Source organism: Microbacterium sp. Y-01 (assembly GCF_003856715.1).
GTDB classification, from domain to species: domain Bacteria; phylum Actinomycetota; class Actinomycetes; order Actinomycetales; family Microbacteriaceae; genus Microbacterium; species Microbacterium algeriense.
The window spans coordinates 915,781-927,845 of sequence record NZ_CP024170.1 but is presented as its reverse complement, the minus strand read 5'-3'; the positions used below and the strand labels follow the sequence as shown (position 1 = coordinate 927,845).

Annotated in this window: 15 protein-coding genes; 14 read left to right on the top strand and 1 reads right to left on the bottom strand. The window is 71.6% G+C overall.

Features of this window, described 5'->3' with window-relative positions; translation table 11 throughout:
• Positions 1-7: 7 nt before the first annotated feature.
• Entirely contained in the window at positions 8-490 is a 483-nt protein-coding gene (locus CSX12_RS04365; RefSeq protein WP_017203665.1) for a flagellar protein FlgN, read from the bottom strand.
• A 196-nt stretch (positions 491-686) separates the two neighbouring features.
• Between CSX12_RS04365 and CSX12_RS04360 the strand changes: the two genes are divergently transcribed.
• The 14 genes from CSX12_RS04360 (at position 687) to CSX12_RS04295 (ending at position 12,060) form a co-directional block, all read left to right on the top strand.
• Positions 687-1,487, top strand: coding sequence for a sigma-70 family RNA polymerase sigma factor (locus CSX12_RS04360; RefSeq protein WP_017203666.1), 801 nt, complete (start codon positions 687-689; stop codon positions 1,485-1,487).
• Positions 1,488-1,590: 103 nt separating this feature from the next.
• Complete coding sequence (locus CSX12_RS04355; protein WP_124894966.1) at positions 1,591-2,421, top strand: flagellin; 831 nt, start codon at positions 1,591-1,593, stop codon at positions 2,419-2,421.
• Between the two features lie 75 nt (positions 2,422-2,496).
• A complete protein-coding gene (fliD, locus tag CSX12_RS04350; protein WP_124894965.1) occupies positions 2,497-3,885 on the top strand; it encodes a flagellar filament capping protein FliD in 1,389 nt (462 codons plus the stop codon).
• A 2-nt stretch (positions 3,886-3,887) separates the two neighbouring features.
• On the top strand, positions 3,888-4,274 hold the full coding sequence (fliS, locus tag CSX12_RS04345) for a flagellar export chaperone FliS (protein ID WP_017203669.1): 387 nt from the start codon (positions 3,888-3,890) through the stop codon (positions 4,272-4,274).
• Positions 4,271-4,567: a hypothetical protein gene (locus CSX12_RS04340; RefSeq protein WP_017203670.1), complete on the top strand. Its 297-nt coding sequence runs from the start codon at positions 4,271-4,273 to the stop codon at positions 4,565-4,567. Before fliS ends, CSX12_RS04340 begins: the two co-directional genes overlap by 4 nt.
• A 113-nt stretch (positions 4,568-4,680) precedes the next feature.
• Positions 4,681-5,022: a flagellar basal body protein gene (locus CSX12_RS04335; RefSeq protein WP_017203671.1), complete on the top strand. Its 342-nt coding sequence runs from the start codon at positions 4,681-4,683 to the stop codon at positions 5,020-5,022.
• Complete coding sequence (locus CSX12_RS04330; protein ID WP_017203672.1) at positions 5,019-5,411, top strand: flagellar basal body rod C-terminal domain-containing protein; 393 nt, start codon at positions 5,019-5,021, stop codon at positions 5,409-5,411. The genes CSX12_RS04335 and CSX12_RS04330 overlap by 4 nt, the downstream gene beginning before the upstream one ends.
• Complete coding sequence (gene fliE, locus CSX12_RS04325; RefSeq protein WP_017203673.1) at positions 5,411-5,713, top strand: flagellar hook-basal body complex protein FliE; 303 nt, start codon at positions 5,411-5,413, stop codon at positions 5,711-5,713. The genes CSX12_RS04330 and fliE overlap by 1 nt, the downstream gene beginning before the upstream one ends.
• A complete protein-coding gene (gene fliF, locus CSX12_RS04320) occupies positions 5,713-7,338 on the top strand; it encodes a flagellar basal-body MS-ring/collar protein FliF (RefSeq protein WP_017203674.1) in 1,626 nt (541 codons plus the stop codon). The genes fliE and fliF overlap by 1 nt, the downstream gene beginning before the upstream one ends.
• Positions 7,335-8,339 carry a flagellar motor switch protein FliG gene (gene fliG, locus CSX12_RS04315; protein WP_017203675.1) on the top strand — a complete coding sequence of 335 codons (1,005 nt, stop codon included), beginning with the start codon at positions 7,335-7,337 and terminating at the stop codon, positions 8,337-8,339. Before fliF ends, fliG begins: the two co-directional genes overlap by 4 nt.
• Entirely contained in the window at positions 8,329-8,934 is a 606-nt protein-coding gene (locus CSX12_RS04310) for a FliH/SctL family protein (RefSeq protein ID WP_124894964.1), read from the top strand. Before fliG ends, CSX12_RS04310 begins: the two co-directional genes overlap by 11 nt.
• Entirely contained in the window at positions 8,931-10,226 is a 1,296-nt protein-coding gene (locus CSX12_RS04305) for a FliI/YscN family ATPase (RefSeq protein WP_124894963.1), read from the top strand. The genes CSX12_RS04310 and CSX12_RS04305 overlap by 4 nt, the downstream gene beginning before the upstream one ends.
• Entirely contained in the window at positions 10,223-10,645 is a 423-nt protein-coding gene (locus CSX12_RS04300) for a flagellar FliJ family protein (RefSeq protein WP_124894962.1), read from the top strand. Before CSX12_RS04305 ends, CSX12_RS04300 begins: the two co-directional genes overlap by 4 nt.
• The gene (locus tag CSX12_RS04295; protein ID WP_124894961.1) at positions 10,642-12,060 is read left to right on the top strand and encodes a flagellar hook-length control protein FliK; all 1,419 of its coding nucleotides are present in this window, start codon (positions 10,642-10,644) and stop codon (positions 12,058-12,060) included. The genes CSX12_RS04300 and CSX12_RS04295 overlap by 4 nt, the downstream gene beginning before the upstream one ends.
• Positions 12,061-12,065 lie beyond the last annotated feature (5 nt).

Sequence of the window (12,065 nt, the reverse complement as noted above, 5' to 3'; positions counted from 1 at the left end):
CTCTCGGTCACATCTCGGTGTCGACGATGCGCGCTGCGTCGTCGCGGGCGCGGTCGCCGGTGGTCGTGTACTCGCCGGTGTCGTGTCCGAGCGCGGCGATGGTCTCCTGGGTGGCGCGGAGCACGCCGGCGAGCTGTTCGGCGTTCGCATCACGCATCTGCTCGACCTCCGCGGCGAGGCGGGTGAGCGCGCGCATGTGATCCGCGAAGACCTCCTGCCACGCCCCCTCGGGCGCGTGCTCGATCAGCTCGCGGATCGTCGCGGCCTCGGGAGCCCCCCACTCCTCGGCGACGGCGGCGACCTCCACGGTCCTCGAAAGCGCTGCCCCCCGCAGCCGATCGAGAACCTGATCGATCTCCCGTGCGGCAAACTGGATCCATTGGGATCGCCCCGCGGCGAGCAGAAGCTGCTGCTCGTCGAGCTTGAAGAGCAGCATCTCGAGCAGTTCGCGCTCGCGCCACAGCTGAATCGATAGTTCGTTGGCTCCCATGATCCCCTTTTCCCCAGTGATCGCCCCGCCTGACGACGCGGCCAAAGGTCACTATCGGCCAGCGCGTCTCTAACGTTACTATGTGGAACGGCGATGGATAGTTCTCCCCATGTACAAATCACGACAAGTGTGATATGCGCATCTATTCATCTCCTTGGATCTTTTGGAGTGCATCCAGAGAGGTGGATCATCCCCCATGCCGTCGCGCGCTGAGCGCAATGCGCTCATCGAGAGCAACCTCCCCCTGGTCGGATACCTCGCCGCCGAGACCCACGCCCGTGCCACCCACATCCCCCGCGACGAACTCGCCGCCGTCGGAGCGCTCGCGCTCGTGACGGCCGCCGAGGCCTTCGACGCGGACCTCGGCGTCCCCTTCGGCGCCTACGCCCGCCGACGCATCCTCGGTGCGTTCGCCGATGAGATGCGCTCGATGGACTGGGCCTCCCGCGGCATCCGCAAGCGCATCAAGGAGACGGTCGCCGTGCGCGAGACGCTCACCTCCGCGCTCGGCAGGACCGCGACCGCCGCCGAGGTCGCCACGGCGATGGGCGTGGCGAAGGAGGTCGTCGTGGAAGCGCTCGGCGATGCCGCACGCACCGTGACGACGATCGAGGACCCCTCCGCCCGCGACGTGACCGCGGACGTCCCCCTGCCCGAGGAGTCGGCGCTCGTCGGCGAGCGGCGCGAGGTGCTCGAGCAGGCCGTCCTCGCGCTCCCGGAGCGCATGCGCCGCATCGTGCAGGCCGTCTACTTCGACGAGCGCCCGGTCAAGGAGATCGCCGAGGAGCTGGGCGTGACCCACTCGGCGGTGTCGCAGCAGCGATCCGAGGCCATCCGGCTGCTGCGGGACGCGCTGGACAGGTACTTCGCCGAAGGATCCGCACCGGTCACCACGACACGCGTCTCCGCCGGTGCACGCGATGCCTACTTCTCGAGGATCGCCGATGCCGCGAGCGCGCGCATCGCCGACGTCTTCCGAGACCCCGCACCGGCCTGACCCGATCCGCTCGCCCCTAACGGGCGCGACACCTCCGCCGATAGGTGAGGACGGGAGACCACGGATGGTCCCCCGTTCCACAACATTCACGGAGGAAACCCTCATGGGTATGCAGATCAACACCAACGTGTCGGCGCTCAACGCCTACCGCAACCTGTCCAACACGCAGAACGACCTGTCGAAGTCGCTCGAGAAGCTCTCGAGCGGTCTGCGCATCAACCGTGCAGCGGACGACGCGGCCGGTCTGGCGATCTCCGAGGGCCTGCGCTCGCAGGTCAACGGCCTGAACGTCGCCGCCCGCAACGCCCAGGACGGCATCTCGGTCATCCAGACCGCGGAAGGCGCCCTGACCGAGGTCCACTCGATCCTGCAGCGCGTTCGCGACCTGACCAACCAGGGTGCGAACGACTCGAACAACGCGAAGTCGCGCGACGCGATCCAGAAGGAGATCAACACCCTCGGTGACGAGCTCACCCGGATCGCCGACAGCACGAACTTCAACGGCATCAAGCTGCTCTCGGGCGGCACGACGCTGACGTTCCAGGTCGGTGCGGGCGCCGTCGCCGCCGAGGACCAGATCTCGGTCGCCCTGACCGACTTCGACACCCTCGGTGCCGACATCAAGACGCTCGCGGCGACCATGACCGACGCGGCGAGCTACGGTGCGGCCCTGGCCGGAATCGACACGCAGATCCAGGCGGTCTCGACCGCACGTGCCGGCTACGGTGCGCTGCAGAACCGCTTCGAGTCGACCATCAACAGCCTCAACGTGTCGGCGGAGAACCTCTCGGCCGCCGAGAGCCGCATCCGCGACACCGACATGGCGTCCGAGATGGTCAAGTTCACGTCGGCGAACATCCTGTCGCAGGCGGGAACGGCGATGCTCGCCCAGGCCAACCAGGCCAACCAGGGCGTGCTGCAGCTGCTGCGCTGAACCACCTCGTGAGGTCCGGGCGGCGGTCTCCGCCGTCGCCCGGGCCCCATCCGCCCCCGAACCGGAAAGGCGCCCATGTCGCTCTCCCTCGACGGCCTCGTCTCCGGCCTGAAGACCACAGAGGTCATCAAGGCGCTGATGGACGTGCACGCCATCCCCCGGTCGCTGCTCAAGGCGAAGATGGATGACAAGAACAGCATCGTCTCGCAGCTGCAGACGCTGAACACGTCGATCCAGAACCTCGCCACCGCGGCCGAGAAGGCAGCATCGCGCGACGGGCTGGCACGGTTCACGACCTCCTCGTCCTCGCCCACCGTCACGGTCGCGACGCGCACGGGCGCCGCCCCCCTCTCGGCCGACATCGTCGTCGACCGCGTGGCGAAGAACCACACCATCGTCTCGGCCGCCTCCGCCGGATGGCCGGTCGACCCGCCCGTCCTCACGCTGGAGAATGCGAAGGGCGAGCGCGTGCAGGTCACGGCCGACTCCGCCTCGATGCAGGACGTCGCACAGGCCATCAACGACTCCGGCGCCGGCATCATCGCCACGGCCGTTCCCGCCGGGGTGGACGCCGACGGCAAGGCGATGCACCGCCTGCAGCTGCGTGCCGCCGACCCTGGTCAGCAAGGCCAGTTCCGCGCTTACCGCGGCGACATCGCCGCCGTCGAGGCCGGCACGGCCGCGGACATCGCCGCCGAGCCGGGCGCGGCCGTCATCGCGGTCGGCACCGACGCGCAGGTCCGGCTGTGGGCGGGCACCAGCGCCGAACAGGTCATCACGTCGTCGAGCAAGACGTTCACCGATCTGTTCGACGGTGTGGATGTGACCGTGACGACGGCGTCGGCCGACCCCGTCACGATCGGCGTCTCCGTCGACTCTGAGGCCAGGACGAAGGCCTCCGGCGAGTTCATCGCCCTCATCAAGGACATCCTGACCCGCATCGACAACGGCTCGAAGGCGACCGTCGCGGCAGGTCAGGGACAGAAGACGACGCTCGGCGTGTTCACCGGCGACAGCACGGTGCGCGGACTGCGGACCGCCCTCGCCGACGCCGTGCAGCACCCCGTGGACGGCGTCTCCCCCTCCTCCATCGGCATCTCGACCGACATGTACGGCGTGCTGAGCTTCGACGAGGAGAAGTTCGCCGAGGCGCTGGCGAAGGATCCGGACGCGGTCGCCGGACTCTTCTCGGGCATCGCCTCGCGCGTGCAGGACACCGCGAAGGTCTACTCCGACAAGTACGACGGGCTGCTGACCTCCCGCATCACGGGTCAGGAGAGCGAGGTGAAGAGCCTCGGCGAGCAGATGGAGCGCTGGGACGTGCGCCTCGCACAGCGGAAGGCGAGCCTCGAGCGCACCTATGCGCGACTGGAGGTCATGCTGTCGCAGATGCAGTCGCAGTCGTCGTACCTGGCGTCGCAGATCGCCTCGCTGCCCGGCTCGAGCTCGGGATCGGGGAAGTGAGCATGAACGCCGCTCTGCGTGCCCAGCAGCGCTACCGCGAGGACGCCGTGCTGTCCGCACCGCCGGAGCGCCTCGTCACGATGCTCTACGATCGCCTGCTGCTCGACATCGAGCGCGGAGAGAAGGCGCAGCGCGCCGAGGACTGGGCCGAGGCCAACACGCAGCTCCAGCATGCCCAGGCGATCATCTCGGAGCTCTCCTCGTCTCTCACGGACGACTGGAACGGCAGCGCCGGCCTGCGCTCGCTGTATGTCTTCCTGTCCCAGACGCTCATCGGCGCGAACATCGGCCGTGACCCGGAGCGCACCCGCGCGTGCCACGAGATCATCGCGCCCCTGCGGGACGCGTGGCACGAGGCGGCCCGAACGGTGGCCGAGGCGCGCGCGTGAGCACGGACGAATGGACCGCGCTGCTCGATCGGCTCGAGGAGGATGCGAGGCGAGTGCTCGCCGCCGCACCGGGCGCGGCCGAGATCGTGGACCTCGCGCCCTGGACCCCGCCGTCGACGCCGCTGCCTCCCGGCATGGTCGACCGCGCGCGAGCGGTGATCGAGCTTCAGCGCTCTGCGATGGACCGTGCGCGGGGAGATCTCGACGACGTTCGTCAGCACCTCGGCGCCCTGACCCGGATCCCCGGCACGCGATCGGCCGACGCACCCGCGTACCTCGACGTCGACGGCTGAGACGCCCCCGCTAACATCCTCCGCGAACCTGCCGATAGAACACGAAGAGCAGGGATGGCTCGCAAGACTCGGCCATGGATCGGCCACACCAGCCACACACGGGGAGCCGGTTCGTGTTCGATTCTGTGACCATCAACGCGCTGACGAGTGCGCTCGACGGACTCGCGCTGCGTCAGCGCGCGATCTCGGACAACATCGCCAACATCAACACCCCGGACTATCACGCCAAGCGCGTGCGGTTCGAGGAGGCCCTCGCCCGCTCGGTCGACGCGGGAGACGGCCGGGTCGCCGCCACGGTCGGCACCTCGCTCGAGCCGACGCGCTTGAACGGCAACAACGTCAACCTCGACACCGAGACCCTCTCCAGCATCGACACGATGCTGCGCTATCAGTTCGCGACGCAGGCCGTGAACGGATCGTTCTCGTCGATGCGCACCGCGATGAGGACGTCATGACCTTCGACGCGATCGGCATCGCCGGCACCGGCCTGACCGTGCACCGCAAGTGGCTCGACGCCATCAGCGACAACATCGCCAACATCAACACCGCGAGCCGCACCGATGACGCCGCGTTCCGCGCGAGGTACATCCTGGCGCAGACGAGCGACCAGTCGCCCGGCGTCTACGTCGCCGGGACCGCGCAGGGCAGCGCGGAGGGGCGGCTCGTGCACCAGCCGGACCATCCGCTCGCCGATGCGGACGGCTACGTGCGCTACCCGGACATCGACCTGGGCGACCAGATGAGTCAGCTCATCCTCGCGCAGCGCGGCTACCAGGCCAGCGCGGCGATCGTCGACCGTGCCCGCAACTCCTACGAAGCGGCCCTGCAGATCGGACGCAGCTGATGACACCTCTCTCCGGCATCGAGGGCATCTCCTCCTCGTTCACGCTCGCACCGCCCGCCGCGCCGGCGAAGGCGACGGACGACACCGCCTTCGCGAACAGCGTCACCGGCGCGATCGACGAGCTGCGTTCGCTGCAGTCGGAATCCGACGCGCTCAAGGTCTCCGCTGTGACCGGCGACCTCGATGACATCCACTCCGCCATGATCGCCTCCTCCCGCGCGGCGGTCACGCTCGAACTCGTCGCCGCCGTCCGCAACAAGGGCGTCGACGCGTTCAACGAGATCATGCGGATGCAAGCCTGATGCCGCAGGCCGTCACGAACGTGTTCCAGCGCATCGGGCGCGTGATCGCGGGCTTCACGCTCGCGCAGCGCACGATCGCGATCATCGGCGTCGCCGTGCTCGCTCTCGGCATCGTCGCGCTGTCGAGCTGGCTCAGCCGCCCGACGTACACACCGCTGTTCTCCGGCATGAGCGCCTCCGACGCGAACGCCGTCGTCGAGCAGCTGCGATCCTCCGCGGTGCCCTACGAGCTGGCGGACGGCGGAGCGACCGTGCTGGTGCCGGAGAAGGACGTGTACGACCAGCGCCTCGCGGCCGCGTCCGCCGGCCTGCCCAGCGCCAGCTCCGGCGGATACTCGCTGCTGGACGACATGGGCGTGACGACCTCCGAGTTCCAGCAGTCCGTGACATACAAGCGCGCCATCGAGGGCGAGCTCGCCGCCACGATCTCCTCGATCGAAGGCGTCACGGCGGCGTCGGTGCAGCTCGCGATCCCCGAGGAGAGCGTCTTCGTCTCCGAGACCGTCGACGCCACCGCCTCGGTGTTCGTCGAGACCTCGGGGAGCTCGACCCTGTCGGCCAAGCAGGTCGAGGCGATCGTGCACCTGACCTCGGCGGCGGTCAGCGGCATGAAGCCCGAGAACGTCGCCGTCGTCGATCAGAGCGGCCGGACCCTGTCCGCCGTCGGCGTCGGCTCCACCGGAGGCATCGACCAGCAGGCCGGCGACTACGAGGCGCGCGTGACCGCGAGCGTGCAGCAGCTGCTCGACACCGTGGTCGGCGTCGGCAACGCGACCGTGACCGTGGTCGCCGACATCGACCGCTCGGTCAACGAACGCGTCGAGGAGACCTACACGCCCGCCGAGGGCGCCCCGCCGCTGTCGGAGCAGACCCGCAGCGAGACCCAGAACGGCTCGAGCACGAACGCCGGCGTGCTCGGGCCCGACAACATCGCCGTCCCCTCGGCCGACGGCGACGGCACGTTCGAGTCGACCGAGGAGTCGAAGACCAACGCGGTGAACAAGAGCACGCAGAGCACCTCGACCCCCGCGGGATCGGTGCTGCGCCAGTCGGTGTCGGTGGCCGTCGATGCGGAGGCAGCGGGCAACCTCAGCACGGCGCAGCTGAGCGATCTGGTGGAGACGGCGGCCGGCATCGACGCCGACCGCGGCGATGCCATCACGGTCGAGCTCGTGAACTTCAGCCAGACCGACACCGAGGCGGCCCAGGCTGCGCTCCAGGCCGCGAAGGACGCTGAGGCCGCCGAGCGCCAGGCCGTGCTGTTGAACACGATCATCATCGCCGCGGCGATCGCCATCCCCCTGCTGGCGGCTCTCATCGCACTCATCCTCCGCGCCCGGCGCCGCAGCAGCCCCGACAGCGAGTTCGACCAGCTGTTCGGCGAGCGCCCGCCCGCGATCTCGACGCTCAGCGCCGGCGCGCCGACGGCCGCGATCGACCAGGCGCCGACGACCCCGCTCGCCTTCCTGGAGACGACACCCGATCCGGAGCCGGAGCCCGACCCGGAGCCCGCGCAGGTCAGCCTCGAGCGCCGCCGCGCCGAGATCGACTCGCTCACCCGGCAGGACCCGAAGCGGACCGCCGAGCTGCTGCGGACCCTCATCGACGACAGGCAGCCGGTATGACCGGGCTGACCGATCGGCAGACGGCCGCCGTCGTGCTGATGAACCTCGATCGCGCGCAGGCGATCGAGGTCATGAAGCACCTCTCGGAGGCGGAGGCGGAGGCCGTCGCCGCCGAGATCATCGACCTGCAGAACCTCGACGCGGCGACCACCGCCGAGGCCCTCGGCCAGTTCCACCGCATCGCCTCGGGGCACCTGCCGCCGGCACGCGGAGGACGCGACATCGCCGCCGGCCTGCTGGAGGCGACCTTCGGCGCGGAACGGGCAGCCGCCGTGCTGGGCAGGGTCGGCTCCGCATCCCTGAACTCGTCCTTCGAGTTCCTCGGATCCGCCGACCCGGCACAGCTGGCGACCCTGCTCGACGGCGAGCTTCCGCAGACCGTCGCCCTGGTGCTCGCGCACCTGCCGACCGACAAGGCGGCCGCCGTGCTGGCCGCGCTCCCCGATCCGACCCGCACGGATGTCGCGCACGGGATCGCGACGATGGGCACGGCTTCGCAGGAGGCCATCGCGATCGTCGCCGACGTGCTCAAGTCCCGAACGGGCACGTTCGCCGCGCGGGACACCCCCGAGGTGCTCGGCGGAGTGGAACCGCTCGTGGAGATGATCGCCCGGTCCGGTGCGACCGTCGAGAAGGCCCTGCTGGCGAGCATCGAAGACCGCGACAGCGCCCTCGCGGAGGACATCCGCTCGCGCATGTTCACGTTCGCCGACATCGTCAAGCTCGACGACCGCGACACCCAGCGCGTTCTGCGCGGCATGGACATCCGCTCGCTCGCGCTCGCGCTCAAGGGCGCGCACCAGCCGATCGTGGACCTCATCCGCCGCAACGTCTCCGAGCGCAACAGGGAGAACCTCGACGAGGAGGCCCGCACCCTCGGACCCGTGCGCGTGTCGCAGGTCGAGGAGGCCAGGGCCGAGATCGTGCGCACGATCCGCGCGCTCGAAGCGGCAGGCGACATCACGGTGCAGCGGGCGGACGAGGACGAGTATGTCTACTGAGTCCTTCTCCCCCGTGCTGTTCCCGCGTCTGGACGGACGCGAGAGCGGCGCGGAGCACGCGCGGGCGCGCATGCGCGGGTACGCGGACGGGCACGCGGAGGGCTTCCGCGCCGGAGTCGAGGAGGCCGCCGCCGCGCAACGGGCCGCCGCGGAGGAGCGCGCCGCCCGCGATGCCGCAGCGGCGCGCGAGGTCGACGCGGCGATCACCGCCCTGCACGCGGCAGCCCGCTCGCTCGCCGTGCGGGAGCGGGAGCTGACCGAGGCCGCGGAGGAGCAGGTGCTGCGGTGCGCCGTCGAGCTCGCCGAGCAGATCGTCCTGGGCGAGCTCTCGGACAGCGGCGCCGCGGCGGCCGCAGCCGCTCGGCGGGCCCTCGCCTCCGCGGAGCCGGCCGAGATCCGCGAGGTGCGCCTGCATCCCGACGACCTCCGCACGATCCAGGACGCAGGCACCGAGCTGACGGAGTTCGTGCTCATCGCCGATGACGCCCTCGACCGCGGCGACGCCATCGCGACCCTGGACCACGGCCACATCGACGCCCGGATCGGCCGCGCCTTCGAACGCGCTCGTTCCGCCCTCGCCGAGGCGCGCGCGTGAGCGCCTGGTCCGCGGTGCTCGACGCCGCCCGACCGGAGCGCGTGGGCGAGGTCGCGCAGGTGCGCGGACTGAGCGTGCAGGTGCGCGGTCTGGACGGGGCCGTCGGCGACGTGGTGACCCTCGACGACGTGGATGCGGAGGTCGTCGCGATCAGCGAGAGCGGCCTGCGGTGCATGCCGCTCGGACCGGTCGCCGGCCTCACCGTCGGCGCGCCGGTGCGCGGTCGAGGTGGTCCGCTGCGGGTGCCGACCGGCCGGGCCCTGCTCGGACGGGTGCTCGACGGCCTCGGTCGGCCGATCGACGGGAAGGGCCCGCTCACCGGTGCCGTCGCGGTGAGTCTCGACCACGCTCCGCCGTCGATCATGGGACGCGACCGGATCGACTCGCCGCTCCCCCTCGGAGTGCGGGCGCTCGACACCCTCGTCAGCGTCGGTCGGGGGCAGCGGGTCGGTCTCTTCGCCGGCTCCGGCGTCGGCAAGTCCTCGCTGCTGTCGATGATCGCGCGGGGAACGGAGGCGGAGGTCACCGTGATCGCCCTCGTCGGCGAGCGCGGCCGCGAGGTCCGGGAGTTCATCGAGGACGACCTCGGGCCGGACGGGCTCGCGCGCTCGGTGGTCGTCGTCTCGACCTCCGATCAGCCCGCGATGGCGCGCATCCGCGCCGCCTACACCGCGACGAGGATCGCCGAGGCCTTCCGCGACGACGGCGCGCACGCGATCCTCATGATGGACTCGCTCACCCGCGTCGCGATGGCGCAGCGCGAGATCGGCCTGTCGGCGGGCGAGCCGCCGGCCACGCGGGGCTATCCGCCCTCGACGTTCTCGCTGCTCGCCGGCCTGCTCGAACGCGCCGGCACCGACGAGCGCGGATCGATCACCGGCATCTACACGGTGCTCGTCGACGGCGACGACCACAACGAGCCCATCGCCGACACCGTGCGCTCGATCCTCGACGGCCACGTCGTGCTCGACCGCGCGCTCGCGCTGTCCGGCCACCACCCCGCGATCGACGTCCTCGGCTCCGTCTCCCGCGTTGCCGGCAAGATCACCGCCCCCGAACGCCGCAGCCGCGCCGCCACGCTCCGCGCCGTGCTCGCCGCGAGACGTCGCGCGAACGACCTCATCGACATCGGCGCGTACCAGGCGGGAGCCGATGCGCGCATCGACGCCGCGATCCTGCACGAGAGGGAGATCAGCGCGTTCCTCACCCAGCCCCTCGACGAGACGAGCCCCATCGAGGAATCGTGGCGTCGGCTCGAGGGCCTCGTCTCGTCGTTCGGAGGACTCCCATGACGCGATCCTTCTCCCTGGCAGGACTGCTGCGCGTCCGCGAGATCCAGGAGCGTGCGGCGGCGCAGCGCCTGTCGCGCGCGGTGATCGACGCCCAGCACACGGAGGCCCGAGACCGCTCGCTCCGCGCGCACCTCGCCGGTGCGGGCAGCGAAGCCGTCGACGTCCGGTCGCTCGCCGCGCTCGCCGCCGCCCGCGTCGCCGGCCGCACTCTGCTCGCCGATCTGACCGCGCTCTCCGAGCTGCAGGAGCAGACGGTCGACCACGCCAGAGCCGAGCATGCCGAGGCGCGGCGGGCGATGCGCGGGCTCGACAGGCTCGCCGAGGCCCATGCCGCTCGGATGCGCGCCGCAGAACTCCACGCCGAGCAGTCCGAACTCGACGAGATCGGCTCGCGCACCAGCACGGAGGGCCGCTCATGACCGCTCTCGGCATCGTCGACCTGCTCGACGCGCGCCTCCACCGGGCCGCGGCCGCCGGCTCGTCCCGGCAAGCCACGCCCGGTGCCACGGCGTTCGCCGAGGTGATCCAGGACGCCACGCGCGCCTCCGAGCACCGGGCCGACGTCGACGCCGGGGATGCAGCGCCGGAGGATGCGCCCCTCGACCCGGCGGGTCTGCCGACGACGGGTCTGCCGACGACGATGCTCAGCGCGACAGCCCCCACTCCCCTTCCGGCCGGCGAACCGGTGCCGGCGACATCCGGAGAAGCGGCGCCGACGACACCCTCCGTCGTGGCGAACCCGACGGCCGACGGCTCGGAGTCCGCCGACGCCTCCCTCCCGCTCCCGGCAGCGACCGGCGACCGGGCGGGCCTGGCCGGGTCCGCGCTCTCCGCATCCGCGGCAGCTCCCGTGGCCGCCGCGGAAGCGCCTCCCGCCCCGGGCACCGCCGAAGACAGTGCCGGCGATCGCGCGACCGCCCTCTGGACCACCGCCGTCCCCGTGGCCGGCGCGGCCGCCGCCCCCGCCGGCAGCGTCTCCTCTGCTTCCGATGCGGCGTCCGGCGATGCCGCCGCGCCCCACCCCGGCTCCGCTTCTCGCGACGCCGCCCGCTCCGACTCCGCGGCGAGCCCGCGCATCAGCCCTGCGGCGCCCTCGACGATCGGCGCACCGACCTCGACGGGGCCGACGGCTGCGACCACGGCCCTGGCCGCGGCGCCGGACGCTGGGGCCGCCCACGGCGATGCCGTGGCAGCACCGGCGCAGTCGGGCCAGGGATCCGCCCTCGCGGCGAGCGGTTCCCCGTCCGCCCCTGCCCCCGACGCACTCGTGTCGACGCCGCCGGTCGTCACCGCCGCCTCCGCCCCGAGCGCCGCTCCTGCCGCGATGCCGTCCGCCGTCGCCGCCCCTCGGGCCGTACTGCTGCCCCAGCTCACGGCTCCCGTGGTCTCGCTCGCGCAGGCCGCGGACGGCGAGCACAGCCTCACCCTCACGGTGTCGCCGGAGAACCTGGGCCCCGTCACGGTGCGCGCGCACATCTCCGGCGGCGCGATCCACATCGAGCTGCACGCTCCGAACGACCTCGGGCGGGACGCGCTGCGCGCGATCCTCGGCGACCTGCGACGGGACCTCGCCGCCGCGGCCCCGCACGCTTCCCTCGGACTCGCCACCTCCGGCGACGGACCCGGTCCCTCGTCGCAGCACCCCGGCGCCGGCAACGGCTCCCCGAACGGCACGGCCCCCGGTGCGGGCAGCGGACAGCACGGAGGCGGAGCACCCACGGGCCGCGCCCCCTCCGATCCCCGCCCCGCAGCGGAGGGCCGTCCGGCCGCTCCCGACCCGGCATCCCCCGCACCCCTCGACGCGCCGCCCGGCGGCATCGACATCTTCGCCTGATCCGA